Source organism: Amycolatopsis thermalba (assembly GCF_003385215.1).
GTDB classification, from domain to species: Bacteria; Actinomycetota; Actinomycetes; order Mycobacteriales; family Pseudonocardiaceae; genus Amycolatopsis_E; species Amycolatopsis_E thermalba.
Map to the genome: position 1 here is coordinate 45,124 of NZ_PQHW01000022.1, position 26,300 is coordinate 71,423.

Consider the following 26,300-nt stretch of genomic DNA (forward strand, 5'->3'; position numbering starts at 1 on the left):
CGTGTCGGTCCTGAGAGCGGGCTGAGCCCAGCCTGAGGGTCACGCATGAGTATGCCGCCGGTGTCAGCCCACCGCGCGGAGACGTTCCGCGATCTGCTCCGGCGTGGCGTCGTTGATCCACACCGCCTCGCCCGATTCGGACCCGGCGAGGTACTTCAGCTTGTCCGGCGCGCGCAGGACGGAGAACAGCTCGAGGTGCAGCCAGCCCAGCTCGCGGTCGATCCGGACGGGTGCCTGGTGCCAGCCGGCGATGTAGGGCAGCGGCCGGTTGTAGAGCCCGTCGCAGCGGCGCAGCACGTCGAGGTAGACCTCGGCGAAGTCGTCCCGTTCGGCGTCGGTGAGCGCCGGGATGTCGGGCACCTGGCGGTGCGGCACGACCTGCACGTGCACCGGCCACCGCGCCGCGGGCGGGACGAACGCCGTCCAGTACCGCCCCTCCGCGATCACGCGCGTGCCGGTCTTGCGCTCGGCGTCCAGCACGTCACCGAGCACCGGGCGGCCGTGTTCCTCCTGGTAGGCCCGGGCGACGTCGAGCATGCGGCGCGTCTTCGGCGTCACGAAGGGGTAGCCGTAGATCTGGCCGTGCGGGTGGTGCAGCGTCACGCCGATCTCCTCGCCCCGGTTCTCGAACGGGAAGACCTGCTCCAGCCCGTCGATCTCGGACAGCGCGGCCGTGCGGTCGGCCCACGCGTCGACGACCGTGCGCACCCGCGACGGGCTCAGCTGCGCGAACGATCCATTGTGGTCACTGGTGAAGCAGACGACCTCGCAGCGCCCCTTGCCCGGCGCGGTCCGCACGAGCCCGAGACCGTCCAGTGTGGACCGCTCACCGGTGGCGCCCTCCTCGAAGGAGGGGAACCGGTTCTCGAACACGACCACGTCGTAGTCGGGTTCGGGGATCTCGCTCGGCTTGCCCGGCTTGCTCGGGCACAACGGGCACAGGTCGGCCGGCGGCTTGTACGTGCGGGTCTGCCGGTGCGCGGCCATCGCCACCCACTCGCCGGTCAGCGGGTCGAGGCGGATCTCCGAGCTGGCGGCCACCGCGGGCAGGTCGCGCGTGTCCTCCGCCGTGCGGGACGGGGTGTTCTCGCCCTCGTCGAAGTAGATGATCTCCCTGCCGTCGGCAAGGTGGCGAAGCGTCCGCCTCACTCTTCCTCCGTGTCCTCGTTGACGGGTGCGACCTTCAGCTCACCCACGTGCTCGGCCAGAACGTCGCGCGCCGCCTCGCCCAGCCCGTCGTCGCTCACCACGACGTGCGCTTCGTCGAGCTCGGCGATCGTGGAAATGCCCACCACACCCCACTTGGACGAGTCGGCGAGCACGACCAGCCGCCGCCCGGACTCCACCAGCGCGCGGTCGGTCTCGCTCTCGGTCAGGTTGGGCGTGGTGAAGCCGGGGCCCTCGGCCATGCCGTGCACGCCGAGGAACACCTGGTCCAGGTGCAGTCGGCGCAGGCTGTGCACGGCGACCGGCCCGACCAGCGCGTCGGAGGGCGTGCGGACGCCGCCGGTGAGCACCACCGTGCGGTCCGGCGCGGACGACGCGCGCAACACGTCGGCGACGTGGATCGAGTTGGTGACGATCGTCAGCCCGGGCACACCGTCCAGCGCGCGGGCGAGCGTCCACGTGGTCGTGCCGGCGGACAGGCCGATCGCGGTGCCCGGCTGGACCAGCTCGGCGGCGACGCTCGCGATGGCCTCCTTCTGGGCCTGCTGCCGCACGGACTTGGCCTCGAACCCGGGCTCCTCCGTGCTCGGCCCGACGACGGCGGTCGCACCGCCGTAGACCTTCTCCACCAGACCGCGGCCGGCGAGCACGTCCAGGTCGCGGCGGATGGTCATGTCGGACACGCCGAGCCTGCTGACGAGGTCGCTCACTCGGACCGCGCCGGTCCGCCGCGCCTCTTCGAGGATCATCGCCTGCCGCTGCCGCGCCAGCACCATCGCTCCCATCGCCCAACAACTACACAAAATCCTACACGAATCAACAAGCGCAGGACGTGGTCAGCCGGGCGAACCGGGCAGGCGCAGGCTCAGCAGGGCACCACCCTCCGGGGCGCGGCCGGCGTACGCGACGCCACCGTGGCGCTCGGCGGCCTGCTTGACGATCGCCAGCCCCAAACCGGATCCGGGCAGGGTGCGGGCCTCGGACGAGCGGTAGAAGCGGTCGAACACGCGCGGCAGGTCCTCGTCGGCGATGCCCGGACCGGAGTCGGCGACCTCGATGACCGCGGTGCCGTCGCCCAGCGGGTACATCCGGACCCGCACGCGGGACTCGGGCGGGGAGAACTTGACCGCGTTGTCCAGCAGGTTCAGCACCGCGCGTTCGAGGGCGCCGGCGTCGCCGGTGACGACCCACGGCTGGAGCGCGACGTCGAACTCGATCTCGCCGGCGCCGCGGCGGGCGCGGTCCAGGGCGCGTTCGACGACCTCGACCAGCTCGACGCGCTCGAACGCGGTACGCGGCTCGTCCTGCCGGGCCAGCTCGACGAGGTCGCCGATGAGCTGGGTCAGCTCGTCCAGCTGGGCCTTGATGTCGGTCTCGATCTCCGCGCGGTCCTTCTCCGACAGCGACGGCGCGCCCGAGCGGCTGGCGGACAGCAGCAGCTCGAGGTTCGTGCGCAGGGACGTGAGCGGGGTGCGCAGCTCGTGACCGGCGTCGGCGACGAGCTGTCTCTGCCGGTCCTGCGACTCGGCGACGGCGCCGAGCATCGTGTTGAAGCTGTGCGTCAGCCGGGCCAGCTCGTCGTCGCCGCTGATCGGGATCGGGCGCAGGTCACCGGTCCGGGCGATGTGCTCGGTCGCCGAGGTCAGCCGTTCGACTGGTCTGAGCCCGGTGCGGGCCACGGCCGTCCCGGCGAGCGCGGCGACCACGATCCCGCCACCGCCGATCAGCGCGAGGACCACCGCCAGCTCGCGCAGGGTCTGTTTGGTCGCGTCGAGTGGTTGCGACAGCACCAGCGCCACGCCCGGCTGGTAGCGGTAGGGCACGGCGAGCACGCGCGAGTCGGTGTTCTGGTCGGTGCGGATCGACGAGGTCTTCTGGCCGCTGGCCACCTCGCGCTCGTCGAGCCCGATCGGCGGCCGCATCGACGGCGCCGACTCGAACGCGGACGTGCCGTCGGCCACGATCAGGTCGAAGCGCACGTCGACCAGGCGGGTGATGTAGGTGGGGATGCGCAGGCCGCCGGTCTGCACGACCTGCGGATCGTTGATGACGCTGTTCGCCTGCTGGATCAGCTCGTCGTCGACCTGCTGGTACAGGTTGTTGTAGACGGTGATGTAGGCGCCCAGCGAAACCAGCGCCAGCACCCCCGCGACGCACGCCGCGGCCAGCAGGGTGACACGCGCCCGCAGCGACATCCGCCGGGGAGCTGAACCGTTGTCCACGCGGATCACGGGCACCGGTTCGGTCACGGCTTGGCTCACGGCGGGGTTTCCCGCAGCACGTACCCGACGCCGCGGACGGTGTGGATCAGGCGCGGCTCACCGCCGGCCTCGGTCTTGCGGCGCAGGTAACCGACGTAGACCTCCAGCGCGTTGCCCGAGGTCGGGAAGTCGTAGCCCCACACCTCCTCGAGGATGCGGCCGCGCGTGAGGACGTGCTTCGGGTACGACATGAACAGCTCGAGCAGCGCGAACTCGGTGCGGGTGAGGCTGATGTCGCGGTCGCCGCGGCGGACCTCGCGGGTGCCCGGGTCGAGCGTCAGGTCGGCGAAGGTGAGCTTCTCGGCGTCCGGGGGCGTCTGGGCCTCGCGGGAGGCGCGGCGCAGGAGCGCGCGGAGGCGGGCGAGGAGCTCCTCCAGCGCGAAGGGCTTCGGGAGGTAGTCGTCGGCGCCGGCGTCGAGACCGGAGACGCGGTCGGACACCGTGTCGCGGGCGGTCAGCACGAGGATCGGCAGGTCGTCACCGGTGCTGCGCAGGCGCCGGGCCACCTCCAGCCCGTCCAGCCGGGGCATCATGACGTCGAGGATCATGGCGTCCGGCCGGTCGGCGATCACGCGCTCCAGAGCCTGGGCGCCGTCGCCCGCCAGCTCCACCTGGTAGCCGTTGAACTCCAGCGACCGCCGGAGCGACTCCCGGACCGCCCGATCGTCGTCGACAACGAGAATGCGCATGTAGACAGTGTTGCGGACGGTGCTGAGACCCGCCTAAGAAGTCACTGGTCCAGCAGCCCGCCGCGGTAGGCGAGCAGGGCGGCCTGGACCCGGTTCGCGGCGCCGATCTTCGACAGGACCGCCGAGACGTAGCCCTTGACGGTGGCCTCGGACAGGTGGAGTTTGCCGCCGATCTCGGCGTTGGACAGGCCCTGCCCGATCAGGGCGACGACTTCGCGCTCCCGCTCGGAAAGTGAGGCGAGTAACTTGCGCGCCGGCTGGGCGGCGCGTTGTCCTTCGCGGTGGGCGCGCACCATGCGCGCGGCGACACCGGGGTCGAGGACGGCGCCGCCTCTCGCGAGGTCGCGGACGGCGCGGAGGAGTGCCGCGGGCTCGATGTCCTTGAGGAGGAAGCCGTTCGCGCCGAGCCGGAGGGCCAGGCTGACGTACTCGTCCATGTCGAAGGTGGTCAGCATGGCCGCGGCGGGCGGGTTGGGCAGCTCGAGGATCGCGCGGAGCGCGCGGATGCCGTCGTCGGGGGCCCGCATCTTGATGTCGAGCAGGACGACGTCCGGGTGGAGGCGCCGTGCCGTCTCGACCGCCGAGCGCCCGTCGTTCGCTTCACCGACCACCTCGATGTCCGGCGCGCCGGCCATCATGCCGCGGAGACTGGCCCGCACGAGATCCTCGTCGTCGGCGAACATGAGCTTGATCAACTAAGCCCTCCGAACGGTCGGTGGAGCGGGTGTCCGCGTCCCGATCACGGAAGGTTACCCAGTGGTAGCGCGGACGTCGATACGCTGATCACCCGGGGTGGTTGCGCCTTTCGTAGGTGGTTTGGGGCGGCCGGGTTGCGCCCCCGGCAGCACCATGGCGCGGCTGACCGCACTCGACCGAGGCGGCGATCGGCCAGCCGCGCTCGACCGAGGCGGAGGTCACGCACATAGGGGCGCCCCGGACCCGCTACGCTGAGGCGGCCAGCCCTCGTAGCTCAGGGGATAGAGCACCGCTCTCCTAAAGCGGGTGTCGCAGGTTCGAATCCTGCCGGGGGCACAAAGCCCCTGGTAGAGCCATTCACCAGGGGCTTTGTGCTGTTCCTCCCCATGCTTAACCCTCGCTTTTGGGCTTCTCGACAGCGGGGCGAGCCGCCAGTGCGGGGCCAGCGCTCTCCCCCACGACTCCGCGCTCCATGTAGTCCTCCTGGGTCGTGCTGATCCGCTCATGGCCGAGGTAGTCGGCGATCTCCCTCGCGGTCAGGCCCGCTGAGTCGAGCACGCCCGCCACGTAGTGCCGGAAGTCGTGCGGGTGCAGCCCCTTGAACGGCGTCCCCGCCACTACGGCACGGATCCGAGATCGGGTGTTGTCCGGGTCCCGCAGTGTGCCGGTCGCCGAGGGAAACACCCACGGCGAATCCGACTCCGCGTAGCGCCGCTTGAGGATGTCGAGGACCCAAGTAGGCGGCCGGACGGTCCGCATGCCTGCCCGGCTCTTGGTGTGGTCCTGGACGAACAACCCCTTGCCGGTCACGCGGATGACCGTGCCGTGGAAGCGAACGGTGCCGGCCTCGAAGTCGATCGACGTCCTCCAGTCGAGCGCCAGCAGCTCGCCTATCCGGCAGCCGAGACCGGACAGGACGTCGACGATGTCCACGAGGTCCCATCGCGCGGCTTCCTCGGATGTGTGGAAGACGCCGAGAACGCGGCTGATGGTCTTGTCGTTGACCAAGCGTTCCTTCTTGCGGTTCTTCTTGCCCAGGCTCTCGATCTCCCGCACGGGGTTCTTGTCCAGGGCATCGTGCCGAACCACGAGCGCGAAGATCCCCGACAGGACGACCTTGGTGTGGGATGCCGCTCCCCTGCCGTGCCGGTCGCGGACCGTCGTGATGACCCGGTTGACGGTCGAGACACGCACGTCCCCGACCCGCAGCTCGCCGATGGCATCCCGGAGGTAGCGGTTCCACGTGTCGCGATACTCGCGCTTCGTCCGAGCCGCCTTGTCCGACTCGTCGACGTCCCGGAGCCACATCTCCGCGGCAACGTGCACCTTCGTCTCGGGCTTGATCTCGCCGTCCGAGGAACGCCGTGCCCGGTCCCGAAGTGCCTCCAGCAGGTTGTTCGCCGCCTTGGCCTTGGTCTTGCCGACTCGTTCGACTGGGCGCGTCACGCCGTCGAAGTCCTTGTAGTTGGCGATGGCCCGCCAGGTGCGGTCGCCGATCTTGTAGGTCCGGATCTTGCCCCAGGTGCCGAGCGGCAGCGGTGGCCTGCCCATCAGGCTGCCCCCTGCTGATCGATCCAGGCGTCCACGTCCTCCTGGCGGTAGCGGACGTACTTGCCCATGCGGATGCCGTCCGGGCCGTAGCCCTTGCTGCGCCACTGGTAGAGGGTGCCTTTGGGGATGCCGAGGTAGTCGGCCAAGTCCTCGATGGACAGGAGTTTGCGGGTCATGGCTGGTCCTCCTTTTTGGTCGCACGGTTGTTGCGTTTGCGCTGGTAGATGGCTTCGGCGAGTTCGCGTTCGGCGTCGTCGGCGTGGCCGTTGCCGGTGTAGTTCCAGTGGTTGACCACGACCACGGAGCCGGGCTCGACGCCGAGGGCTTCCAGCGCCGCGTGGTGCTGGAAGGTGCGGCGGTCGCCGCGGAGCTGGGTGAAGGTCAGCGAGTAGCGCTGGCTTTTTGTGAGGAAGTGGCCGCGGAAGCCGAGCATGTGTGCCCAGCGACGCAGGAACGCCAAGTCGTCGTTGCCGCCGAGCTGCCAGGCCGCGCGGACCATGCTTTTGTGGTGCGGGTGCACGTCGAGGTGGTCAATGTGCCGTTCCGAGTGCACCCGCTGGTCGGGGGTCTCGCTGGTGGAGGTGCCCTTGGTGGCGTATTTGGCGATGTAGCCGGCCAGCGCCTGATCGCTGAGGTTGCCGTGCCCGTCCTCGACCTCGCCGGGCCGGTGGATCACCCGGACGTCGAGTTGCTGGCCCCAGGTGAAGGTGTGCTCTTCGGTTCGGCCGTCGAGGTCGAGGGTCTTGCTGACCTGCGCGGTCTGCGCGGCAGCGCGGACGGCGTGGTCGAGCAGGTCGGTGTCGGCCCAGTCCGGGGCCGGGTCGTGCGGTCCCTCGGGGCCGTCGAGGCGGATGACGGCGTGGAAGTGGACGAGCCCGCGACGCTGGTATTCGGCGACCTTGGCGTAGGAGAGGCGGGCGTGGCGGGGGAAGTCCTTGACCCGGATGCCGGCGGCAGTGGCGAGTTCGCGGCGCAGCCGGATGGTGAAGCGGTGCCACAGTTCCCCGGCGTGGCCCTGCCAGAGGACCGCGCCGCGGTAGTCGTAGGCGTCCGGGTCGATCGCGGTGCCCAGGCGCGGGTCGTCGGGGTGGTGGAAGGTGCCGCACGAGCACGGCCGCGGCTTGCCGTGCCGGGTTGTCGGTCGGGTGTGCACCACGCCGAAGCTCGGGGCGGTCAGGGTGACGAACAGGCGCGGCTTGTCGGCCACGTCGGCGGGAATGGTCTTGCCTCCGGCGACTCCAGCGCGGATGAGCTGGAAGGCGTCTCCGGCGTAGCGGTCGGAGCAGGCCGGGCAGACCGAGGCGCGGCGGTTGCCGCAGGGGGCGTAGATCGTCCCGGCATGCCGATCGAGCACGGTGCCGGTGAGGCGGTCGATGAGCTTGCGGTAGCCGGAGAGGTGGACGGGTTTGAGGCATCCGCCGGTGGCCTCGACCCGTGCTCGCCAGCGCCGGTAGCCGGGGGCGGTGAGCCGCTGCTGGATGCGGGCGGCGAGGTCGAAGTTGAGGGATGCGAGGGGCATGGACAGCCTCCAAGGGGACGTGCAGACGTGAGAAAGGGCGGGCCAGCGCGGCGGTTGGTGCCGGTGGCCCGCCCTTCGTGGTGCGTGGCGCGGTTAGCGCCTAGCGGGTGGGGTAGTGATCTTGTGGCTTTCGGGGGCCAAACAGTGCGCCCCCGGAAGCCCCTGGTCATGTGATGACGGGGTGGTGGTTGACGCGGGTGTTCAGCTCGTCGAGCAGGGCGGTGACCATCGCGTCGGGAAGTTTCACTGCGGCAGCGAGGTCATCGGCGGTGACGTGGCGGCCCGCGGCGTGCGCGGTCTCGGTGGTGCGGGTAACGGTGTCGCGGACTCCGGCCGGCAGTTTCGCCAGCGTCGAGCCCCGCTCCAGTCCAGGTGCCGGGTGCGGAGCCGGTGCCGTGGATGTGGCCGGTGCGGGTGCCGCCGGGGGCTCAGGCGCGGCGTCCGCAGGTGCGCGACGCATGAGGAGCTTCACCACCACCAGGAAGCCCAGAGCGGGCATCGCGGCGAGCAGCCAGCCACCCGGGCTCGGTTCGGCCAGGGCGACCTGGGCGGTCATCTGAATCCCGAACCCGGCCACCAGGACGACCATCGGAAAGGTGAGGAACCGGGTGTTGCCGCGTTGGTGGTCACGGCGGACCTCGAATCCGGCGACGATGGCGATGCCCTCGATGACCACGGCGTCGGCCCAGGCGAGCCAGCCGGTTTGTCCGTGGTGGACGGCCCAGTCGTGGGTGTGGGTGAATCCGGCGGCTGCGCCGATCCCGCCCAGGACCACGGTGACCAGCACCCGCACCACGTCCACCAGCCGAGTGCCGGTTCCCCGTACGGTGTCCACCTTGGACACGGCTTCCTCCTTCCGTCAGTAGGGTTTGAGCGCGGACCAGCGGGAGAGTAGGTTCCGGCCAAGCCGCGTGAGACGCAGCGGAGACACCGGACGCCGGACGACACCGTGCAGGCAGGAGACCGTGTCGCGGGCTGGACTACGTTCGACGTAGCGGCTCTGCATGAGCGCGTGCACGGTGTCTTCGTCGGTGGCGATGCGTACGCGGTCGGTGTCCTCGAACAGCACCACCCGGTCGGAGTCATCGAGCAGCCCGTAGCGGCCGTCCTGAACCTCGACCAAAACGTCCTGAGCCAGCGCCGGGGTGATGACTGACTTTGAGTGCTTACGCGGCCTCGGCGGCGGACACAGCCGGGAGGAAGCAGGGGTACCGGCGGCAGGTGCGGTGAATAGCCCGAACTCGTCCTCCATCACGGCCTCCGGTCCGGTCGGCCGGTGAGCCATTCGTTGACTTCGTGCCGGTAGCCGGTGCCGTGTGCCCGCCACTCCCGGTACAGCCCGACCGTGATCACGGCCCAGGTCACGAGCGTGATAGCGGCGGCGAGGGCGAAGCCCCAGAAGCTGTGGATCACCGCCCGCTCGATGAGCAGGGCGAGGAAGGCGAGGCCGGTCATTTTGGTCCAGGACCACACGAACCGCAGGGTCAGCATCAGGCCACCACCCGCAGCTCAGCACCGCGCCATCCGGCCCGCACGAACTCCACCAGCTCCTCCAGCTCGCGGTCGTCGACGTAGGCAGCGCGCACGCGTATGGGGACGCGGGAGCGCTGCCGGATGACGTAGCCGATCCCCGACGTTTCCGGGGCGTTCGGGATCTCATCGGCCAGCGCACCGCGAAGGCGGGCGTTCTCGCCGAGCACCATGTCCACGTGTGCCGCGGACGTGACCCGCAGGCACACTCGGGTGGTGAACAGGTCCCGCACCGGCACGGTGTCCTTAGTGGGTTCCTGCACCAGTCCGACCATCGAGTGCCCGGTTGCACGGCCCTGAGAGCCGACAAGGGCGAGTTGCCGTTTCAGGCCGCGGGCGGCGGAGGCGTCGCCATAGGCGAGCAGTGCGCCCATCTCGTCGAGGATCAGCAGGTTCAGCGGCGTGACCGAGGAGGGTGCGATCTTGCGCTTGCCCTGGTCAGCCAGGCTGCGTTGAGTGGCCTGCATGTCGGCCACGTACTCCTCGACCAGCTCCGCGCAGTCGCCCTCCTCGCAGGCGTAGCGGTACGCGATGCCGGCGAGCTTCGCGAACTCCATCTGCTTGGGATCGCAGATCCACAGCCTGACCGCGCCGTCCCGGATCAGCGGTGCCAGCCCGCGGAGTAGGGCGTTGACCACCGAGTTCTTGCCCGCGCCGGTCGCGCCCGCCACGAACAGGTGCTGCCCCAGCGCGGACAACCGCCAGTCGCCGCCGTACTCGGTCTCGCCGACGTAGAGGTTGGTCAGCTCGATCGCGTCGGAGTCGTAGACCATCTCCGGGGCCTCGATGACCTCGGTGAACGGCTCCGACCGCTCCACCACCAGCGCGATCACCCGGGGCTTGACCCGCTCGATCGCGATCCGCTCGACCTTGAGCGCCTCGGTCAACTCGGGAAGCTTGGCCTCGAACTGCCGGAGATGCTGCCCGGGGTGGAGCTTGACGTAGAGGGTGTCCACGCTCGGGGAGTAGGAGCGAATGCGAACCAGCCGGGGCACGTGAAGTTCACCGGTCTTGCGGTTGGTGGTGAACAGGTCGCAGGCGATCAGGGCGTTGCGCCAGCGCGGCCCCAGATAAGTGATCCACCGGCGACGCCACGCCCGCATCCGTGGTGCGGCGAACCGGTCGAAGCTGTCCGGATGCGCGCGATACCACGCACACAGACCCGCCGCGGTGCCGCCGAGGATGCCGCCAGTGGCGGTCCAGCCCAGTTCGAGCCCGGCAGTGGTGACGGCAGCGGGGGTAAGGACGCTGCCGGGGTGCCGGCCGAGCCAGGCGGCGGCCTTGACCTCTGCGCCCTTGGTGCGCTTGGAGAATTCCGAAGCCATGATGTTCCTTCCGAGAAACGAAAGGACCGGCCCGGCCACCCGTGTCGAGGTGGTCAGGCCGGTCCTGCGGCGGTTGCTGTTCGGTCAGTCCTTGATCGCGGAGCGGGAGTCGGAGAGCGAGACGGTCAGCTTGGCGACGGCTTTGGCCATGCGGTCGTGGTGGCCCTTGAAGCCCTCCCGTCGCACCGGAATGCCCTTGATCGCCTGCCGGAGCTGCCGCATCGCGGCGTCCACCGCATCCAGCGCCCGGTCCACCTGATGCCCTGCCATTGCTCAGACCCTCCAATCGCGCGAGACCAGCTCGGTCTCGTACTTCTTGGCCGCCGTCCGGAGGCGCTCCAGCTCATCGGTGGCTTGAGTGCGGTAGCCCTTGAGTTCGTCCTGAGTAGCGACGGTCCAACCGGACCCAGCGTGCTTGTCGTCGACCTTCTCGATCAGGCCGGTCAGGTCCTCCAGCGCTTCCAGCACCAGGTCCATCGCGACCACGAAGCTGCCGTACCGTTCCCGAGCGTGCCGGTTGATCGCGTCGATCTGCATCAGTTCCCCTTTCCTGCCGCATACTCCGCTGCCGAGGTCAGGTCAGCCACGAGGAATCGCACCGCGTTACCTACCGTCACCCGCGTTTCCTGGTCCGGTCGACTTGCCGCGAACTTCTCGTAGGCCGCGGTCGCCGCTGCGATGATGTTTTGAATCTCGCTTACCAACTTTCTTCCCCTCCTTGCGTTGTTACCCGTGCCAGTCGTGCTGGCGATTTACGGAGATCTCCCGTTCCCAATTTTCCGCGAGTTTCCACATCGGATTCTTCGGCGGCGGGTCAATCACGTAGATCTCAACCAGCAGCATCGCGGTAATTGCCGCGTTCCGATCGAACTTTCGTCCGGGGAGCCAGGTGACCAGCCAGCCTTCCGGCCCGTTGACCGCGTGATGCTCGGTCACCGTGCTCGTGATCCGGTCCGCATCGACCTCCAAGCTCATGACCTTCCTCCCCTCAGGCATTCCGCTGCGGTCCGTTGGGGTCGAAGGTGGACAGCCCGCCCGGGCACTCGCCGTCGCTGTGCCAGTAATCACCGTCAATCCAGTCTCGGTTACGCATTTTCGGTACCCCAATCAGTGTTGTGGTAGAACCCCAAGACCCCCGGAGTAGATCCCGGGAGTCAAGGCGCGCCACCACAAAAGGCGCGAATTTTGGCATGGATCGGCCCACTGTGTAATTCTCAAACAGCAGATAAGTGCCCTTGCCCGACTCGAACGGGCGGCTAACCAGGAATAGGAAGGGCTACCCGGACACGCGGTCCGATCAGGCGGCGGGCTTGAGACCCATGGCGGCGAACGCCATGCCCGAAACCGTCTCGCCCCGGTCGTTGCGGAAGGAGTACGGCGACACCCGGGCGTCGATCAGCTCGACCAGCTGACCCTCCTCGAACCCCTCGCCGGGGTCGGTCTCCAGGGTCACCCGGATCTCTTCGCCCTTCGTGCCGTCCGACTTCGCGAACAGCGACACGACATAGCGGGTCACGCCGTCCACGGTGACGACCTCCTCGCGGCCGTCCTTGTCCTTCCGCGTCTTCATCGTCGGGGCCTCGGCGATCCGGAGCCGGTAGCCGCCGAGGTTCACGGGGATGTTCCTCATCTATCCACTCCTGTCTTGTGACGTTATATGTCGTACTAGAACTAAGGTAGCACAGTGCTAGGACAGTGCTATGGTCCGTTCGGGTGAACTAGCGCGTCATATGGCGTCTCGGTACAGTTGATGCATGAAGCAGCCGCAGCAGGTGACGGGGCACCCCTACCAGGCAGTGGCTGCGTCTATTGCGGCCAAGATCGACGCTGGCGAGTTGAAGCCGGGGGAGAAGCTGCCCTCAGTGCGCGCACTTGCTCGCGATCGTGGGGTTTCGCCGATGACGGCTCAGAAGGCCCTGACTCAGCTCGCCGAGGATGGCTACGCCGAAGTCACTGCCGGCCTCGGCTACTTCGTGACCCAGCCCGGCGAGTCGCATGACGACCCCCTCGCTGCCATCCACCGGCAGATCGACGCTCTGAACGCGACTGTCGCCGACCTGGCTCAGCGTCTCGAGCGGCTGGAAGAGCAGTCCGGCTGACCCCCGCTTGGCGCTTGGCCGCCTCCAGGTTCAGCACTCGCTGACGCACCTCGTCGAGTTCGGCGTTGAGCGCGCGGAGGCGAGCCGCGATCCGCCGGAGTTGTTCTTCAGATGGTGCGGACGCGTCCTCCTGCTTCTGCCTCCTCGTCCTGCCTGAATCCGCTGCCTGGTCCCGTTCTGTCCAACCGGTGTTCTTCATGGCTCAAATGAAACCGGCGATTGCTGGGAGCACGGCAGCGAGCACAGGGGGAGCACGGGAGCACAAGGGGGAGCACTTGAGCGCAGAGAGGTGCGCAAGGGTGCGACCAGGCGCAACTCTTTGTGCTTCACTGGTCGCAGGGAGGTGACGATGGCGGCAGGGAAGAGGGAGCCAAACCGGCGTCTAGCAGCAGTGATGCAGGAAGCGGGCATGAGCAACAAGGGGCTCGCCCGCCGCATCGTCGAGGCGACAGCCGCCTGGAAGGAGCCACTGCGCGCGGATCACAACGACGTCCGCAAGTGGCTTGACGGCATGGTTCCGAGGGACCCCAAGCCACGCGTCATCGCACAAGTGCTGTCGGCGAAACTCGGCCGGCCCGTCAGCCTGGAGGACATCAGGCTGGGGGAGGCGGACGCGTCGGAGGACGACGCCCTTGTCAGCGAGGGGCTGACGTACCAAGCCGAACCAGGCCAAGCCGTCAACCTCCTGCACCAACTCACTGACGCCGACCTCAGCGACCGTCGGCGGGTCGTCAACGCGACATGGCGCGAGGACATCGCTCCTCAGGTCATCACGGGGTACATGTTCTCCGCGCCCGTTGTGCTCACCCCCGAGGACGACGGGCCGTTGCGGGGGACCGCGGCCGCCGAGCGCATCCGCCGGACGACGGCGCACCTGATGGACATGGACTTCCAGTTCGGCGGCGGCCACACCCGGCGCATGCTCATCCAGTTCTTTCGCGATCAGGTCGTGCCGCTCCTGCGCAAGCATCACCCCGAGCCCCTTCGGCGCGAGATCTTCAGCGCGGCAGCAGAGGTCGCGCAGTTGCTCGGCTGGAGCGCCTACGACGCGGGCCGGCACGGCGTCGCCATGCGGTACTTCACCCAGGGACTCAAGCTCGCGCGCGAAGCCGACGATCACATGCTGGGTGCGCGGATGTTGTCCAGCCTGTCGCACCAGGCGAACTACCTGGGCCGGTTCAACGATGCTGTCAGCTTCGCCAGGGCAGCCCAGAGCGCGACGCTCGGCAGAGCGACCAGCGCCGTTTCCTCGATGTTCTTGGCTATGGAGGCGCGAGCGCTAGCGAGTCTCGGCGACAAGCGCGGGACCGCTGCCGCGCTGCACCGTGCCGAACAAGCTTTCGAGACTCGCGACCCGTCCCGCGAACCGGACTGGATCAACTATTTCGACGCGCTGGAGTTGGCCGGGGAGGCGTCGCACTGCTTCAGAGACCTCGGCGACGGCAACAGGACGAAGCTCTTCACGGCTCAGGCGATCGATCCGGTCCTGACTCCGCCGCGCACCCGTGCGTTCATACAGATGGTCTCCGCTGCAGGCTCTCTCGCCAACGGTGAGCCTCACGAGGCCGTTGCGCTCGCGACCGAGGCGGTTGAGCTCGCAGACGGCTTGCAGTCCATGCGGTACTTGCGATACCTCTCTGACTTCTGCAAGGCCCTTCACGCGCTCAAAGCTGACCGGGAGCTGACTCAGAACTTCACCGGCCTGTTGCGGACGCGGTACCCGAAGCTCGCCATCCCGCCAGCCGCGGCGTGATCGGAGTTCAGAACGGCCGCCAGTGAGCGGTCGCCTCGCCGGTGCGGATGGTGCGCATGCGCGTTTCGAACTCCGCCTTGATCTCGGGCGAGTGGTCGACGTTCTGCATGATCCACGTCGTCATCTTGATCTCGTGGGTTGCTCGCAGCGTTGGGAAGCCTTCCCAGTTCCGGATGTCGTAGCCGTAGGAACGGGCGAAGTCGTTGTACTGCTTGTCCGTCCACCACCCGGCGGTGACGTACTCGGTCGCGGTCATCGAGAGATCCCACTCCGGCTGCCCCCAGGAGAAGTTCTCGAAGTCGATGAGCAGCGGCCCGGAATCGGTGATCATCAGGTTCTTGATGTGAGCGTCGCCGTGGATAGCGCACTCGTCCAGCGGGAAGTTCAGCCGCGCAACTTCGTTCTCCAGCTCCTCACACCGCTCCAGCAGCAACTGTTTGTCGTCGTCCGAGACGGGCGAGGACGCAACTCGTGGCCGGATCCGAGCGAGAATGTCTGTGCGGGGCAGCGTGAACGTAGTGGGAGACGGCAGCCGGTGAAGCTCCCGAAGCTCGCGGCCAAGAAGCGCGACGTCGTCCGGCATCGCGACCTCGCCGGGGATGAACTCCCAGAACGTGACCGGGTGGCCCCCTGCCGCGCGCGGTTGATCGGCCGGCCTCGACAGGCGACCTGAGGCGAACCCCTGGTCGGCGAGCCAGCGTGCTACCGCGACCTCCTTTTCAACGTTCGGCCAGTAGTCCATCGTCCGCGCGATCCGCACCACGATGGGGGCTGAGGCGAGCTTGTAGAGGGCGTTCTCGCCCAATCGCATCAGCGTTGCGCCCTTCGGGTCCAGGCCCGCGTCACGACAAGCGGTGTCGAGCACGGCGCGAGTGGAGTCGGCGGTGAACGCTGGCGCGGTGTCCGTCATCAAGCCTCCCGTCGTGTGATCCGGGTCCAGGTTACGGGCGGAAAGCGAGAAGAGGTGACCGAGCCGCAGATGGTTCGGAAGATCGCCCGATCCCAGCCACGTAGGTCCCCTTGCACGGCACCGTGATCACCAGGCCCTTGGAACGGAGCAGCTCGGTAGCGTGGCGAGCTGTGCCCAACGAGACGCCGTACTCCTGTGCGAGCCGGCGTTCCGCAGGCAGTCGCGTGTCCGGCGGTAGGTCCCCGCGCTTGATGCGTTGGGCGAGGTGGTCGGCCATCTTCTCGTAGAGCATGCCCGGCTTGTCTGGCTCCAGTTCCTCATAGAAGGTCATAGGTCCCCCGTGGATCTCGTCTTCGTCAGTCCGCGACCGAGAACGACTGGCCGCGACTGGAACGAGAGTAGCGCGCCCTAGGTACCTATAGGAACTCACAGGTACCGCTATGAGGATGCAGGCTCTTGCTGGTGCATAGCGTTACAGCATGTCATGGGGAGACCGTTCCGGCCGGATCGACCACCACGGGCCGGAATACATCTGGGCGCAGATCGCCAACGACATCCGCCATGACATCGAAAGCGGCGCTCTACCAGCAGGAGCGAAGCTTCCCGGCGGCCCGGAGCTGGCCGAGATCTACGGCGTCGCGAAGGCGACCGCTGCCAGGGCGATCAAGGCTCTGCGGGACGAAGGGCTGGTGACCGTGGTCTTCGGCCGCGGCACCTTCGTCACCCATCCTGGATAAGGCGCGAACGGAGCCGGGGCATTGAGCCCGACGACGGCGCAAGGTCCCTTCACGGTGCGGAGCGATCCCACCTTCGGCTAGACCGTCACGGCCGCGAATCGGCGTACCAGCGTTGCCAGAACGTGGGCATGTCGGTAAAGGTCTCTTCTGCCTCCTGCGCGATCCAGGACCACCGAACAACCTCCAGGTTTTCGAGGTCGGTGTGCACGCAGAAGCACGTGCTCGCGCCGTCATCACCGAAGCCGATCAAAGTTCGCGGCAGCATCTCCATCTGCCAGGCTCTCAGGTTGTCGGAAACGATTACCTTGCACGACCACGCGGGCCGCCACTGGCCCCTCAAGTCCTCAAACCCGTTCGCGAAGGCCAGAAACTCTCGCAGGTGCGGCGGCAGCCCTATGCCCAAGGCGCGCTCAGTCCTCGCAAGCTCAGAGGCCGACGCACCCTCGCTCAGCCGCAATCCCCACTGGTCAACCTGCAAGATCGCGGCCCAAGCAGTCACCCGCAGATCATCTCCTGAACCTCGCTGCGGCCGCCAGGGGCTTGAGCTCACGTGTTCAAAGTTTCCTTACTTGTTCAAGGCGGCCCCTGCGGGGCCGCTGATCCGGCCCTCATCCTGTCGAACCGCCAGACGCGGGCGTGCGGCTGGCGCCGGTCCCGCGTGGCGGTTCGACGGAGGCCGGGCGGCCCCACAGCCGCCGCGAGAGGAAGAACAAAGATGCCCTCGCCGGGCAGGCAGGCTCCGGGATGACCAGGACCGCAGGCCGGGTTGCGCTGGCAGGGTGGGTGCTTGGTGGTCATCCCGTCGCCTGATCTGATGGCTATCACGCCGTGCTGGGGCCGCAAGTTTGGCAAGTTCGGCCGGCGGTTGAGCACGGACGTTGCGGCCCCAGCACGGCGTGATCGAGACGCCATCAGGCGACGGGATGACCACCAAGCGGCTCAGTTCACCTAATTCTCTCCCGCATCCTCTGCAAGCGATTCCAAAATCTTACGAAGGTCACTCGTCTTTTCCTCTTGGTCAAGATATTCGCGATATGAATCGTAGGCATTGGTTAGGAGCTCGTCGTATTTGACAATCCTGGTGTTGATAGCCTTCAACGTTTCAGCCGACTTTTCGCGGCCGCCTACCTTGGACCAATCTGAGGGGTCTTTTCCGAGTACGCATACACATTCAACCCGCTCGTCCTTGCCGGAATTTCGAAGAAACGCCGATAGGGCTTCCCGGTATTTGTCAACCTGTTCATACAACCGGAGCGTGCTCGTGGACGCTGAATGGCGCTTCAGTTCGACAATGACGTGCGCGCCTGCCATGCGTTTATAACGGATATCAATTCGTGATGCACGCTCTTCGGGGGTGAGATCAGCGCTTATTTCCGAGAAGGCTCTCCCAACTCGCTCTTCCATTGTGTGGTCCGTTGCTCGTTCCCACGATGGGTCCAGTAACCACAGGTTGCTGAACAGATGCTCCTGGAGGACTTTTTCGAGCGAGTCGTTGTCAACATGTTGTTGCAGCTTCTCAATCACCTTGAGTCGTTGAGTGACTATCCGATGATAAAGCACCGCTTCCAGGTCCTCAATGTTTCCGAATAGTATACTTATTGACTGAAGATCCGAGGTTTCCAATTGGTCGAGGGCGTCCAAATTTTCCCGGTATCGCATGACCTCGAAAGCGAGGACCGAATGAGCAAAAAGTTGGGCTCGTTGTTGAGGGTTGTCTACCGTCAGTTGGTTGATCTTTCCAAAGAGGCGAACTGCCTTCTTTTTGGTGTCGCCCCTAAGGGTGTTGAACCACGCCTTGATGTGCAAATTCTCGAGAGCCGCGGATGTCCCTTTTTGATTCCTCAAATCGGTCCAAGCGCTACCGATCGCGCGAACCTGAGTGGTGAACCATTGAATTAGGGACTGGTATCTCGGGTCGTCCTCCACGATACGCTGGCGGCTGCTGGTAGCTATATCCTCAGCGTCATCTGAATCAAGAAAATCGGCGTGGATCTCGCCGAACAGGTACGAGCCAAAGATGCTTGACTCCTTGATTTCTTCAAGTAGGTTCTCATGGGCAAGTTTGCCGCGGACCATCAACGTCACGCGGTTGATCTGCTCCCCGTCGTCGTCCTTTAGATCTTTAGGGCTGAAGGAGGTGGCTATCCACCCTCGAACTTCCCCCTCTGGCAATGTCGCCGGCTCGGAGAATTTTTTGTTCTCGGCGCGCTTGCACTGTTCGCCGATCTTTTCGGCTTCGGAAAACTCGTCATAAACCCAGAGAAACTGCGCCTTGTGGAAGTAGTCTCGGTCCACCGCTGTCACCTCGCGTCCACCAATCAGCACGCGAAAGTTGTACTCAGACCCGAGAATGGAAAATCGACGAGCAATTCTCTTTGTCAATCCTGAGGCAACATTCTGCAATTCCTTCTTGAGGTCCGTCAAGACGATCTTGGTGCCTCGGTGCAAGTCGCCTGGAAACTGATCGATTAGGGATTCTGGGTGATACTGACCCGAGTTGGTGTTGCTTATTTGACGCTGAATCTCATCGAGTTGCATACGAAAAGCTGACCGCTGACCATCCTTGATGGTATAAACCTCTACTACCCTCGCTATTGAGAAAAGTGAAAGCTTGCCAATCCCTTTTCGGCCCATAACTTTCCGGCCGAAGCGCGGAGTGATAGCCTGATCGCTTTCTCTGCGGCGGTAGCCAACATGCAAGAATCTGCTGTTGACGTCCTCGGTAGTCATGCCGCAGCCGTCATCGCGGATGGTTATAGACTTACTGTGGGAGTCGAGAGTTATCTCCACCTTCTCGGCGTCTGCATCGTATGCGTTAGCGACGACCTCGGAGATGACCGCCGGAACGTTGCTGTAAAGGTTGATGCCGAGATGATTTAGGACGTTCAGACTGAGCGTCATCGCGTAGGGAGAGGCCATAAGGCAAGTATCGCCTCGAAGGGGCAGGGCTGCTAGCGGCCAAACAGGCGCATTTCTGCGAGATTAGGCTGCACGTAATGGTGCTGCAAGATGCCGTGCGATCGCGCGGCCAAGTGGAACCGGTACAGCGTTACCGATCTGTCGCGCGATCGCAACCTTTGAGCCCACCCACTGGTGGTCAGGAGGAAATCCTTGCAGTAACGCCGCTTCGTAGTGCGTCAAGGCGCGATCTTCGTCGGGGTGAAGATAGCGTCCTTTTTCTGGCTTATGAAACTCGGTGCGAATCGTGACTGATGGCTTATGCCACAGCAGGCGTCCCATTACGTCCGCCGACCCATTCAGATGCTTCCGCCAGCAGGGTGCCATCAATCTCGGGGGCAAATCGAAGCGGTTCCCTCCCCGTGGAATGGCAGCAAATCGTTGACGAGAGATACTCTGATAGTTCCGAGTTAAATGCAATTCCGGAGTTTTGAAGGCGCCGGGAAATAGGCGGCCAGCGAATTCGGTCCAGCTTTCCGGGAGTTCCGTGTCAGTAACCGAAGTCGCGACACCTTTGAGGGCTTCGCCTACGGTAATGTGACGTCCGACGTGTGTCGGCTCCGGCCGCCCTGGATCCGAAAGGTCGCGCGCGTAACCGATCACAACGACTCTCTTTCGAACCTGCGCCGCGCCATAATCTGCGGCATTCAGAACGTGGGCGGAAAACTCGTATTCGGCTAGTTTTCCACCTTTTTCTGTTGCTTCGCGGAAAAGTGCGAATTGAGGGGACTTTAAAAACGCTGGAACGTTCTCCAGGACAAAGAATTTCGGTTGCGCTTTCGCTACGGTTTCAACATATTCGCGCCATAAAGTATTACGCTCGTCTTCGGCATCTTGCTTGCCCAGAGTCGAGAAACCCTGACACGGCGGACCGCCGACAACAACGTCAACTTCCGGGACGTCCTCGTGTGCCAGCCAGTCCTGAATAGTGCCGGGATAGACGACTTCGCCGAAGGTGTGTGCATAGCTCGCCGCAGCCGCGAGGTCCATCTCGACAGCGCGAACGGTGCGGTAGCCGCTCCTGGCCTGATGGAAGCCTTGCGTGAGACCCCCCGCGCCAGCAAACAGGTCAAGCACTCGTATCGTACGACGGCGACGGCTTGGCAAGCTGTTAGCGGACACGTGATCAGCTTAGCCGGCCGTGCGTTGCCACATGGCCACGACTTGCGTTTGCGATTGCGAACTCAGTCTCGATCGGGAGCTAGGACTTGGCTGACCCCGGTGAAGGTGACGCCGACCGCGGCGTAACCATGTCCGCAGTCTCGTCGCGGATGGCACGCCAGCGCTCCCGTGACACGCAGCCGGAGTTGCTGCTTCGCCGTGCACTCCACCGCCGTGGCCTCCGATACAGGGTGGACTTGCCGATCCCCGGCATGCCTCGGCGTCGCGCGGACGTGACCTTTAGTCGTGCGCGAGTAGTTGTGTTCGTCGACGGCTGCTTCTGGCACCGATGTCCACTGCATGCCACGGCCCCCACGACCAATGGAGCCTGGTGGGAGCGCAAACTGAACGCCAACGTGGCGCGAGATCGCGAGACCGACGCATGGCTGACCGCCCTCGGTTGGTCGGTTCTGAGGTTCTGGGAGCACGAGGACATGGAGCACGCGGCGGCGCTGATCGCGCACGAGGTCGCCTCTCGTAGAAGCACCGGTACCGTCTGATGACTGAGCTGTACCAACCACGTCCCGCCTGCATGGCCTGGGAGAACATCGTGCAGGGACGGTTCCGGTTCCCGCCCGGTCTGCTGCGTCAACGTTCGTCAATCGTTCGTCAGGACTGGCGCCGAGCACGGCAAACGACCATCGCCGACGAGCGAGGAACGGCCAGGCCAGGCCCCTAACCCGGGCGTTCCCGCAGGTCGGATTTGTGCCGCTTCAACGGCTAGACCTGGCGGGTATCCTGTGTAAGTGACTGCCGCTGCCGCGAACCACGGCCCGACTCCCGACCGGGGGCGCTTCGACTCCCCCAGGGAGATTCGGGCTGCGTTGCTGCCCGAGGAGGTCGGCGACTTCGATGCGGCGTACCAACAGGCCCTCAAGCTGGCTTCGGAGACCTTGAGCCTTGAGGCCCTACAGGACACGCTGTCGAGCTGGCGGCGCATCGCGCAGATGACCCAGGCTGATCCCGCCGGCCACCGCAGGATGCTGGCGCGGGCGAAGGAGGCACAACGTACCGGGCAGTTGCCCGACGACGCGGTCGACTGGAACCAGTTCCGAACTGAGCTGGGCGTCTGACCCGCACGTGGCCTACCGCATCGTGACGGACTCGCGCGTCCGTGACCAGATCCGCGCCCTACCCGCCGAGGCACTGCCGATGATCGCCGAGGCGATGAGCGTCCTCGAACTGACTCCGTGGAACGGCCGGCCCTACAACGCAGCCGAGCCCGACGGGTGGATGCGACACCTCGACCTCCCCGACGGTCGCGGCTTCCTCACCTACCTCGTCCTTGAGGATCAGGACCGGGTTGACGTGCTCAACGTGACCTGGTTCGGCTAGCGCCTGCACGACCCTGTCTCCCACGCTTTACCCTCGCCAATCAACGGCAGATGACCTCATCCGAGGGCGAGCGATCCTGATTTGCAGAAGCGATCAGGCCAGATCACGTACGCTGTCGGCAGCTGACCAACAACGACAGCAGACGTTCCCCCATAAAGCGGGTGTCGCAGGTTCGAATCCTGCCGGGGGCACAAAGCCCCAGGTCAACGGCCACTTTTCCGAGGTTTTTCCGGATCATCGAGGGCCGATGGTCCACAAACGGTCCAGAAACGACTCGGGCGTTCGAAGGCCGCCACCGCCGAGGCCGCCATCGCGGACCCGGCCGGATCGGCGCGTCCATTCGGAGGGACCGTCCGGTGGTCCTCGTCACCTTCGACGCAGCACCGCGCGCTTGGTGTGGGCCGGTTCGTTCTCGCGAGCGGGCGCTCGCGCCGGATCTCGCCAGAGGGGTGATACTGCTGATCATCGCCGTGGCGAACAGCGCGGGCGTGATCTTCGCGAGCGAACCCGGCCTCGATCCCGCCCCGGAGGGCGCGGACCGGGGCATCACCTTCCTGCTGTACGAACTCGCGCACGCGCGGCTACCCGGTCTTCGCGGTGATGTTCGGCTACGGTCTGGTCCAGCTCGCCAACGCCAGCACGCCGCGGGCGCCACGCCGGAGAAGGTGCTGGTGCGCCGCAACCTGTGGCTGGTCGTCTTCGGCTTCGCGCACGCCGCGCTGCTCTACTACGGCAAACTTCTTCGCCGCCCACAGGATCGTCGGGCTCGGCGATGACGCTGCTGCTGCTCCGCCGGAGCGAGAAGTTCCACCGGATCGTGCCGGCCATCTGGGCACCGGCCGGCCGAGATCGTCGTCCTCGCCGTCATGGTGATCGGCAACGTCGCCGACCGGTTCGGCAGCCTCACGGTTACCGGTCTGGTCATCGCGGTCGCCGTTTGGCTCGTGAGCCTCCTGCTCGCCCACCGGCCAGGCCGAAACCGTCCTGCGTCGCCTGTCCTACGGGCCACGGCGCTGAACACAGGAAGGTTGACACCATGGATCGACTCGACGTCATCGACACCTGCACGCGCATGGCGTGGTACGCCGATCAGCGCGCCTGGGACCGGCTGTCGGAGATCTTCGCCGACGCGGTGACGCTGGACTACACCAGCCTCAACAGCGGCGAACCGGCGACCCTGACGCCGGCGCAGATCGTGGCCGTGTGGCGAGAAAGCGCTCGGCGCCTACGAAGCCACGCAGCACCTGATCGGCAACCACCTCGTCACCATCGACGGCGACAACGCGGTGTGCACGGCCTCGTTCCAGGCCACGCACTACAAGAAAGCCGAGTTCGGCTCTCCACTGTGGAGACTCGGCGGCACCTACGAGTTCGCCTTGGTGCGCGGCGCCGACGGCTGGCGGATCACCGGCGTCGTGATGACCGCGACCTGGGGCGAGGGCAACCGGTGAGGAAGGTCGCCATCGCCGGCCTGGTGGTGGGGGTGGTGCTGGCCGGTGGTGTGGCGACGGTGGCGAGCAGCGACTACCTGCGCGCGGTCCTCACCGACGCCGTCGAGCCGCTCCCCTCGCCGGCCGCCACGGCCGGCACCCTCGCCCCGGCCGCCCGGTGCTACCTGGACGCGGTCACGGCCGGCGACGCCGGCGACGTAGCCGCGGCGTTCGCTCCCGACGCCGTCATCGTGGACGTCGGAAGGGAGATCCGCGAGTGGGCCGAAACCGAGGTCATCGGCGGCACCTACACGTTGCTCGACCACACCCCGCGGGACGGCGGCACCATCGGTCCGCTTCCAGCCCGGCGGATTCCGCGCCAGCTACCGCTTCGACATGAACAAGATCGAGTTCGACAGCGACGGCGTGACCCTGACCGGCAACCTCTACCTGCCCGAGGGCGCCGAGCGCGCACCCGGTGTGGTGGTCGCCGGCACATGGACCAGCGTCAAGGAGCTGATGGCCGACCGCTACGCGCAGCGCCTGGCCGAACGCGGCTACGCCGCACTCTCCTTCGACTTCACGGGGTTCGGCGAGTCCGCGGGGGAGCCCCGGGATGTGGAGAACCCGGACCGCAAGGCCCGGGTTCTCCACCACGCGGTCGGCCTCCTGGCCGGCCACCCAGCCGTGGCGGGACAGCGCATCGGCGCGCTGGGCATCTGCGCCGCCGCGATGTACATGGCCGCAGCCGCCGCCGACGACCCGCGCATCGGCTCGCTGGCCCCGGTCGCGCCGTGGCTGCACGACGCCGCCATCTGCGAAGCCGCGTACGGCGGAGCGGACGCGGTCGCCGAGAAGATCAAGATCGCCCGGGAAGCCCGTGCCCGGTACACCGAGACCGGCGAGGTCGACTACGTCCCGGTCGTCAGCGCCACCGACCCGCGCGCCGCGATGCCCTACGACATCGACTTCTACCTCAACCCGGCCCGCGGCGGAATTCCCGTCTGGCACAACCGGTTAGCCGTCATGGCCTGGGCGCACTGGCTCACCTACGACTCCATCTCCCTGGCCCCGCGGATCCCCCAGCCGACCGTCCTCGTGCACAGCGAGGACGCCGCCATCCCCGACGGCGCCCGCCGCCTCCACGCGGGACTGGCCGGCCCCAAGGACATCCTCTGGACCGAGGGCACGCAGTTCGACTTCTACGACCAGGAACCGCAGGTCACCCTCGCCGTGGACACGGTGGCCGCCCACTTCGGACGGACGTTGTGACCGTCGCCGGCTGCGCCGAGTGCGGCGCAGCCGGCGGGCGCCGCCAGCGCCGGCGCTCAGATCACGTAGAGCCACCACCGCTCGTTCGCGGGGCTCTTCGGGTGGTGTACGCATTCGTAACCCCGCTCCGCGTGCTTCTTGCCGACGGCCGCGCACTTCGCCTTCGTCGGGTACTTGCCCCACGGGTCCTGGGCCGCCGCCGTGCCCGCGGTGCCGAGCAGGACGCCGAGCGAGGTCACCGCGACCGCACTCGCCACTAGAAAACGTTTCACGTTATGTCCGATTACCATGTCAGCTTTCAACCAGACCTGGTCAAGGGTTGACGGCCAGGAAGAGGAAACTCGCGAACAGGACGAGGTGGACGCCGCCCTGCAAGGGGGTCGCCCGGCCGGGCACGACCGTCAGCACGCCGGTCACCACGGTGAGCGCGAGCAGCACCAGGTGGGTGCTGCCGAGGCCGAGCACGAGCGGGCCGGGCAGCCAGATCGTCGCCACCGCGATCGCCGGGATGGTGAGCCCGATGCTCGCCATCGCCGAGCCGAGCGCGAGGTTGAGGCTGGTCTGGATCCGGTCGCGCAGGGCGGCCCGCAGCGCGGCGAGGGTCTCCGGCAGCAGGACCAGCAGCGCGATCACCACCCCGACCACCGCGTGCGGCAGTCCGGCGTTGTCCACCCCCGCCTCGATCGCCGGGGAGACGACCTTCGCGTCGCCGACCACGGCCACCAGCGCGATCACCAGGAAGACCAGGCTGAACCAGGCAGCGCCGGAACTGGGCGGCTCGGCGTGCTCGTCGGCGCCCTGCTTGACCGGCAGGAAGTAGTCGCGGTGCCGGTAGGTCTGCATCGCCACGAACAGGCCGTACAGCACGAGCGACGCCACGCCCGCGAACGCCAGCTGCGCCGGGGAGAACTCCGGCCCGGGGCGGCTGGTGGTGAAGGCGGGCAGGACCAGGCTCAGCGTGGCCAGCGTCGCGACGGTGGCCAAGGCCGCGCCGGCCCCCTCGGCGTTGAACACCGCGACCCGGTGCCGCAACGCGCCGACCAACAGCGACACGCCGAGGATGCCGTTGCAGGTGATCATCACGGCGGCGAACACCGTGTCCCGCGCGAGGGTGGCGCTCTTCCCGTTGCCGTCAGCCATCAGAGTGACGATCAACGCGACTTCGATCACCGTGACGGCGACGGCCAGCACGAGTGACCCGAACGGTTCACCGATCCGGTGCGCCACGACCTCCGCGTGGTGCACCGCGGCGAGGACGGCCGCCGCCAGGCACAGCGCGACCACGATGACGAGCGGCAACGGGAGTTCCCGGCCCCAGCTCAGCAACAGCGCGACGACCGCCACGAGCGGGCCGAGGACGGTCCAGTCGGTCAGCCGGGATCGGATGCGCGCGCCCACGGGCTCACCCTGCCACAGTGATCCGGCCCCGGCCGGGCTTGCGCGCGCCGCTGGTGTGTGGTGCGCTTTCACCCCTGGGTGGTCGTTTTCGCGCGATCGAGCGAACGAGTGATGAGGAAGGTACGCCCTGTGACGACAGGTGCCCACAGCCTGGGATCCGGAAGCGGGGCGACGACGGTCGCCGAACTGCTCGCGCGCCGCGATCGCCCGGTCCGGCAGCGCCACTCCCGCGCGCCCGAACCCTCCCCGGCCGAGATGACGATGCCGACCATGGTCGCCGCCATCTCCGTCCTCGACTCGAAGTCCCCGCGCCGCCTGGAGCGGCCGCCGGTGGCGAGCACCGCCGGGATGCGCGTGTTCGGGACCGGCTCGTTCGGCTCGGCCGGAACGGTCGGCGCCACCCTGCGCGGCACCGACGGGGGTGGCCGCGCCGGACGGACGACGGCCCCCGGCCCGATGACCGGTGAGCAGACGCCGGCCGCGCTCGCCGGTTCCCCGGCCAGCTCGGC

The 26,300-nt window shown here is 66.8% G+C and carries 33 protein-coding genes, 1 tRNA gene and 1 pseudogene; 12 read left to right on the forward strand and 23 right to left on the reverse strand.

Annotation, left to right across the window (positions count from 1 at the left end):
- Positions 1 to 63: 63 nt before the first annotated feature.
- The 5 genes from galT to D0D15_RS12125 all read right to left on the reverse strand — a co-directional run bounded on the left by galT (position 64) and on the right by D0D15_RS12125 (position 4,812).
- On the reverse strand, positions 64 to 1,149 hold the full coding sequence (gene galT / locus D0D15_RS12105) for a galactose-1-phosphate uridylyltransferase (RefSeq protein WP_115944434.1): 1,086 nt from the start codon (positions 1,147 to 1,149) through the stop codon (positions 64 to 66).
- Positions 1,146 to 1,943, reverse strand: coding sequence for a DeoR/GlpR family DNA-binding transcription regulator (locus D0D15_RS12110; RefSeq protein ID WP_162830560.1), 798 nt, complete (start codon positions 1,941 to 1,943; stop codon positions 1,146 to 1,148). Before D0D15_RS12110 ends, galT begins: the two co-directional genes overlap by 4 nt.
- 60 nt (positions 1,944 to 2,003) lie before the next feature.
- The gene (locus tag D0D15_RS12115) at positions 2,004 to 3,362 is read right to left on the reverse strand and encodes a sensor histidine kinase (RefSeq protein ID WP_115944436.1); all 1,359 of its coding nucleotides are present in this window, start codon (positions 3,360 to 3,362) and stop codon (positions 2,004 to 2,006) included.
- Between the two features lie 62 nt (positions 3,363 to 3,424).
- Positions 3,425 to 4,117: a response regulator transcription factor gene (locus tag D0D15_RS12120; RefSeq protein ID WP_094004502.1), complete on the reverse strand. Its 693-nt coding sequence runs from the start codon at positions 4,115 to 4,117 to the stop codon at positions 3,425 to 3,427.
- A gap of 41 nt (positions 4,118 to 4,158) precedes the next feature.
- A complete protein-coding gene (locus D0D15_RS12125; RefSeq protein WP_094004501.1) occupies positions 4,159 to 4,812 on the reverse strand; it encodes a response regulator in 654 nt (217 codons plus the stop codon).
- A 264-nt stretch (positions 4,813 to 5,076) separates the two neighbouring features.
- Between D0D15_RS12125 and D0D15_RS12130 the strand changes: the two genes are divergently transcribed.
- A tRNA-Arg gene (locus tag D0D15_RS12130) sits at positions 5,077 to 5,149 on the forward strand.
- Positions 5,150 to 5,203: 54 nt separating this feature from the next.
- Here the strand turns inward: D0D15_RS12130 and D0D15_RS12135 are convergent.
- The 11 genes from D0D15_RS12135 to D0D15_RS12185 form a co-directional block, all read right to left on the reverse strand.
- Entirely contained in the window at positions 5,204 to 6,364 is a 1,161-nt protein-coding gene (locus D0D15_RS12135; protein ID WP_094004500.1) for a tyrosine-type recombinase/integrase, read from the reverse strand.
- Positions 6,364 to 6,540, reverse strand: coding sequence for a helix-turn-helix transcriptional regulator (locus D0D15_RS12140; protein ID WP_094004499.1), 177 nt, complete (start codon positions 6,538 to 6,540; stop codon positions 6,364 to 6,366). The genes D0D15_RS12135 and D0D15_RS12140 overlap by 1 nt, the downstream gene beginning before the upstream one ends.
- Positions 6,537 to 7,883, reverse strand: a complete 1,347-nt coding sequence (locus D0D15_RS12145) for a replication initiator (RefSeq protein ID WP_094004498.1) — start codon at positions 7,881 to 7,883, stop codon at positions 6,537 to 6,539. The genes D0D15_RS12140 and D0D15_RS12145 overlap by 4 nt, the downstream gene beginning before the upstream one ends.
- Before the next feature lie 166 nt (positions 7,884 to 8,049).
- Complete coding sequence (locus D0D15_RS12150; protein WP_094004497.1) at positions 8,050 to 8,727, reverse strand: DUF2637 domain-containing protein; 678 nt, start codon at positions 8,725 to 8,727, stop codon at positions 8,050 to 8,052.
- A gap of 15 nt (positions 8,728 to 8,742) precedes the next feature.
- Positions 8,743 to 9,135, reverse strand: coding sequence for a hypothetical protein (locus D0D15_RS12155; protein WP_143266158.1), 393 nt, complete (start codon positions 9,133 to 9,135; stop codon positions 8,743 to 8,745).
- The gene (locus D0D15_RS12160) at positions 9,135 to 9,374 is read right to left on the reverse strand and encodes a hypothetical protein (RefSeq protein WP_094004495.1); all 240 of its coding nucleotides are present in this window, start codon (positions 9,372 to 9,374) and stop codon (positions 9,135 to 9,137) included. The genes D0D15_RS12155 and D0D15_RS12160 overlap by 1 nt, the downstream gene beginning before the upstream one ends.
- Positions 9,374 to 10,738 carry an FtsK/SpoIIIE domain-containing protein gene (locus tag D0D15_RS12165; RefSeq protein ID WP_094004494.1) on the reverse strand — a complete coding sequence of 455 codons (1,365 nt, stop codon included), beginning with the start codon at positions 10,736 to 10,738 and terminating at the stop codon, positions 9,374 to 9,376. The genes D0D15_RS12160 and D0D15_RS12165 overlap by 1 nt, the downstream gene beginning before the upstream one ends.
- A gap of 84 nt (positions 10,739 to 10,822) precedes the next feature.
- Complete coding sequence (locus D0D15_RS12170; RefSeq protein ID WP_027932935.1) at positions 10,823 to 11,008, reverse strand: hypothetical protein; 186 nt, start codon at positions 11,006 to 11,008, stop codon at positions 10,823 to 10,825.
- Positions 11,009 to 11,011: 3 nt separating this feature from the next.
- Entirely contained in the window at positions 11,012 to 11,275 is a 264-nt protein-coding gene (locus D0D15_RS12175) for a hypothetical protein (RefSeq protein ID WP_094004493.1), read from the reverse strand.
- Positions 11,276 to 11,464: 189 nt separating this feature from the next.
- On the reverse strand, positions 11,465 to 11,713 hold the full coding sequence (locus D0D15_RS12180) for a hypothetical protein (protein ID WP_020416509.1): 249 nt from the start codon (positions 11,711 to 11,713) through the stop codon (positions 11,465 to 11,467).
- A 322-nt stretch (positions 11,714 to 12,035) separates the two neighbouring features.
- The gene (locus D0D15_RS12185; protein ID WP_020416510.1) at positions 12,036 to 12,368 is read right to left on the reverse strand and encodes a hypothetical protein; all 333 of its coding nucleotides are present in this window, start codon (positions 12,366 to 12,368) and stop codon (positions 12,036 to 12,038) included.
- Between the two features lie 124 nt (positions 12,369 to 12,492).
- Here D0D15_RS12185 and D0D15_RS12190 point away from each other — a divergent pair, with 124 nt between their 5' ends.
- Together D0D15_RS12190 and D0D15_RS12195 are read left to right on the forward strand one after the other, a co-directional pair.
- On the forward strand, positions 12,493 to 12,837 hold the full coding sequence (locus D0D15_RS12190) for a GntR family transcriptional regulator (protein WP_027935631.1): 345 nt from the start codon (positions 12,493 to 12,495) through the stop codon (positions 12,835 to 12,837).
- A 349-nt stretch (positions 12,838 to 13,186) separates the two neighbouring features.
- The gene (locus D0D15_RS12195) at positions 13,187 to 14,590 is read left to right on the forward strand and encodes an NsdA family TPR-like regulatory protein (RefSeq protein ID WP_482746737.1); all 1,404 of its coding nucleotides are present in this window, start codon (positions 13,187 to 13,189) and stop codon (positions 14,588 to 14,590) included.
- 7 nt (positions 14,591 to 14,597) lie between these two features.
- Here the strand turns inward: D0D15_RS12195 and D0D15_RS12200 are convergent, their stop codons facing one another.
- Positions 14,598 to 15,500, reverse strand: a complete 903-nt coding sequence (locus tag D0D15_RS12200) for an aminoglycoside phosphotransferase family protein (protein WP_094004490.1) — start codon at positions 15,498 to 15,500, stop codon at positions 14,598 to 14,600.
- A 31-nt stretch (positions 15,501 to 15,531) separates the two neighbouring features.
- Positions 15,532 to 15,831 carry a GntR family transcriptional regulator gene (locus tag D0D15_RS12205; RefSeq protein ID WP_094004489.1) on the reverse strand — a complete coding sequence of 100 codons (300 nt, stop codon included), beginning with the start codon at positions 15,829 to 15,831 and terminating at the stop codon, positions 15,532 to 15,534.
- A 148-nt stretch (positions 15,832 to 15,979) separates the two neighbouring features.
- On the opposite strand from D0D15_RS12205, the gene D0D15_RS12210 reads away from it, so the two are divergent.
- On the forward strand, positions 15,980 to 16,237 hold the full coding sequence (locus D0D15_RS12210) for a GntR family transcriptional regulator (protein ID WP_094004488.1): 258 nt from the start codon (positions 15,980 to 15,982) through the stop codon (positions 16,235 to 16,237).
- 85 nt (positions 16,238 to 16,322) lie between these two features.
- Here D0D15_RS12210 and D0D15_RS12215 read toward each other — a convergent pair whose 3' ends face one another.
- The 3 genes from D0D15_RS12215 to D0D15_RS12225 all read right to left on the reverse strand — a co-directional run bounded on the left by D0D15_RS12215 (position 16,323) and on the right by D0D15_RS12225 (position 20,317).
- The gene (locus tag D0D15_RS12215) at positions 16,323 to 16,736 is read right to left on the reverse strand and encodes an SMI1/KNR4 family protein (protein ID WP_094004487.1); all 414 of its coding nucleotides are present in this window, start codon (positions 16,734 to 16,736) and stop codon (positions 16,323 to 16,325) included.
- 449 nt (positions 16,737 to 17,185) lie between these two features.
- A complete protein-coding gene (locus D0D15_RS12220) occupies positions 17,186 to 19,156 on the reverse strand; it encodes a BbrUII/HgiDII family restriction enzyme (protein WP_094004486.1) in 1,971 nt (656 codons plus the stop codon).
- A 63-nt stretch (positions 19,157 to 19,219) separates the two neighbouring features.
- Positions 19,220 to 20,317: a DNA cytosine methyltransferase gene (locus D0D15_RS12225; RefSeq protein WP_233157146.1), complete on the reverse strand. Its 1,098-nt coding sequence runs from the start codon at positions 20,315 to 20,317 to the stop codon at positions 19,220 to 19,222.
- 149 nt (positions 20,318 to 20,466) lie between these two features.
- Between D0D15_RS12225 and vsr the strand changes: the two genes are divergently transcribed.
- The 7 genes and pseudogenes from vsr to D0D15_RS12255 all read left to right on the forward strand — a co-directional run bounded on the left by vsr (position 20,467) and on the right by D0D15_RS12255 (position 24,393).
- Positions 20,467 to 20,856 carry a DNA mismatch endonuclease Vsr gene (vsr, locus tag D0D15_RS12230; RefSeq protein WP_094004538.1) on the forward strand — a complete coding sequence of 130 codons (390 nt, stop codon included), beginning with the start codon at positions 20,467 to 20,469 and terminating at the stop codon, positions 20,854 to 20,856.
- A 246-nt stretch (positions 20,857 to 21,102) separates the two neighbouring features.
- Positions 21,103 to 21,429 carry a DUF6247 family protein gene (locus D0D15_RS12235; RefSeq protein WP_094004484.1) on the forward strand — a complete coding sequence of 109 codons (327 nt, stop codon included), beginning with the start codon at positions 21,103 to 21,105 and terminating at the stop codon, positions 21,427 to 21,429.
- Positions 21,430 to 21,436: 7 nt separating this feature from the next.
- Positions 21,437 to 21,691, forward strand: a complete 255-nt coding sequence (locus D0D15_RS12240; RefSeq protein WP_094004483.1) for a hypothetical protein — start codon at positions 21,437 to 21,439, stop codon at positions 21,689 to 21,691.
- Between the two features lie 356 nt (positions 21,692 to 22,047).
- A complete protein-coding gene (locus tag D0D15_RS12245) occupies positions 22,048 to 22,467 on the forward strand; it encodes a DUF418 domain-containing protein (RefSeq protein WP_143266157.1) in 420 nt (139 codons plus the stop codon).
- Between the two features lie 296 nt (positions 22,468 to 22,763).
- Positions 22,764 to 22,841: pseudogene (locus D0D15_RS37800) on the forward strand (nuclear transport factor 2 family protein); the annotation flags it as partial.
- 118 nt (positions 22,842 to 22,959) lie between these two features.
- Complete coding sequence (locus D0D15_RS37565) at positions 22,960 to 23,142, forward strand: nuclear transport factor 2 family protein (RefSeq protein ID WP_233157151.1); 183 nt, start codon at positions 22,960 to 22,962, stop codon at positions 23,140 to 23,142.
- A gap of 375 nt (positions 23,143 to 23,517) precedes the next feature.
- Complete coding sequence (locus D0D15_RS12255; RefSeq protein WP_094004481.1) at positions 23,518 to 24,393, forward strand: alpha/beta hydrolase; 876 nt, start codon at positions 23,518 to 23,520, stop codon at positions 24,391 to 24,393.
- A gap of 56 nt (positions 24,394 to 24,449) precedes the next feature.
- On the opposite strand, the gene D0D15_RS12260 is transcribed toward D0D15_RS12255, so the two are convergent.
- Positions 24,450 to 24,650: a hypothetical protein gene (locus D0D15_RS12260; RefSeq protein ID WP_094004480.1), complete on the reverse strand. Its 201-nt coding sequence runs from the start codon at positions 24,648 to 24,650 to the stop codon at positions 24,450 to 24,452.
- Between the two features lie 55 nt (positions 24,651 to 24,705).
- Positions 24,706 to 25,791, reverse strand: a complete 1,086-nt coding sequence (locus D0D15_RS12265) for a calcium:cation antiporter (RefSeq protein ID WP_094004479.1) — start codon at positions 25,789 to 25,791, stop codon at positions 24,706 to 24,708.
- Positions 25,792 to 25,920: 129 nt separating this feature from the next.
- Between D0D15_RS12265 and D0D15_RS12270 the strand changes: the two genes are divergently transcribed.
- The coding region (locus tag D0D15_RS12270) for a hypothetical protein (protein ID WP_162830558.1) at positions 25,921 to 26,300 on the forward strand (380 nt) is incomplete at its 3' end.

Excerpts from the sequence above, each read along its gene's own strand:
- D0D15_RS12170 (WP_027932935.1), bottom strand. The coding sequence starts at position 11,008 with ATGGCAGGGCATCAGGTGGACCGGGCGCTGGATGCGGTGGACGCCGCG.
- D0D15_RS12210 (WP_094004488.1), top strand. The coding sequence starts at position 15,980 with ATGTCATGGGGAGACCGTTCCGGCCGGATCGACCACCACGGGCCGGAA.
- D0D15_RS12195 (WP_482746737.1), top strand. The coding sequence starts at position 13,187 with ATGGCGGCAGGGAAGAGGGAGCCAAACCGGCGTCTAGCAGCAGTGATG.
- D0D15_RS12255 (WP_094004481.1), top strand. The coding sequence starts at position 23,518 with ATGAACAAGATCGAGTTCGACAGCGACGGCGTGACCCTGACCGGCAAC.
- D0D15_RS12110 (WP_162830560.1), bottom strand. The coding sequence starts at position 1,943 with ATGGTGCTGGCGCGGCAGCGGCAGGCGATGATCCTCGAAGAGGCGCGG.
- D0D15_RS12205 (WP_094004489.1), bottom strand. The coding sequence starts at position 15,831 with ATGACCTTCTATGAGGAACTGGAGCCAGACAAGCCGGGCATGCTCTAC.
- D0D15_RS12140 (WP_094004499.1), bottom strand. The coding sequence starts at position 6,540 with ATGACCCGCAAACTCCTGTCCATCGAGGACTTGGCCGACTACCTCGGC.
- D0D15_RS12145 (WP_094004498.1), bottom strand. The coding sequence starts at position 7,883 with ATGCCCCTCGCATCCCTCAACTTCGACCTCGCCGCCCGCATCCAGCAG.
- D0D15_RS12180 (WP_020416509.1), bottom strand. The coding sequence starts at position 11,713 with ATGAGCTTGGAGGTCGATGCGGACCGGATCACGAGCACGGTGACCGAG.
- D0D15_RS12120 (WP_094004502.1), bottom strand. The coding sequence starts at position 4,117 with ATGCGCATTCTCGTTGTCGACGACGATCGGGCGGTCCGGGAGTCGCTC.
- D0D15_RS12155 (WP_143266158.1), bottom strand. The coding sequence starts at position 9,135 with ATGGAGGACGAGTTCGGGCTATTCACCGCACCTGCCGCCGGTACCCCT.
- D0D15_RS12115 (WP_115944436.1), bottom strand. The coding sequence starts at position 3,362 with ATGTCGCTGCGGGCGCGTGTCACCCTGCTGGCCGCGGCGTGCGTCGCG.
- D0D15_RS12175 (WP_094004493.1), bottom strand. The coding sequence starts at position 11,275 with ATGCAGATCGACGCGATCAACCGGCACGCTCGGGAACGGTACGGCAGC.
- D0D15_RS12190 (WP_027935631.1), top strand. The coding sequence starts at position 12,493 with ATGAAGCAGCCGCAGCAGGTGACGGGGCACCCCTACCAGGCAGTGGCT.
- D0D15_RS12160 (WP_094004495.1), bottom strand. The coding sequence starts at position 9,374 with ATGCTGACCCTGCGGTTCGTGTGGTCCTGGACCAAAATGACCGGCCTC.
- D0D15_RS12200 (WP_094004490.1), bottom strand. The coding sequence starts at position 15,500 with ATGACGGACACCGCGCCAGCGTTCACCGCCGACTCCACTCGCGCCGTG.
- D0D15_RS12165 (WP_094004494.1), bottom strand. The coding sequence starts at position 10,738 with ATGGCTTCGGAATTCTCCAAGCGCACCAAGGGCGCAGAGGTCAAGGCC.
- D0D15_RS12135 (WP_094004500.1), bottom strand. The coding sequence starts at position 6,364 with ATGGGCAGGCCACCGCTGCCGCTCGGCACCTGGGGCAAGATCCGGACC.
- D0D15_RS12185 (WP_020416510.1), bottom strand. The coding sequence starts at position 12,368 with ATGAGGAACATCCCCGTGAACCTCGGCGGCTACCGGCTCCGGATCGCC.
- vsr (WP_094004538.1), top strand. The coding sequence starts at position 20,467 with ATGGCACGCCAGCGCTCCCGTGACACGCAGCCGGAGTTGCTGCTTCGC.
- D0D15_RS12220 (WP_094004486.1), bottom strand. The coding sequence starts at position 19,156 with ATGGCCTCTCCCTACGCGATGACGCTCAGTCTGAACGTCCTAAATCAT.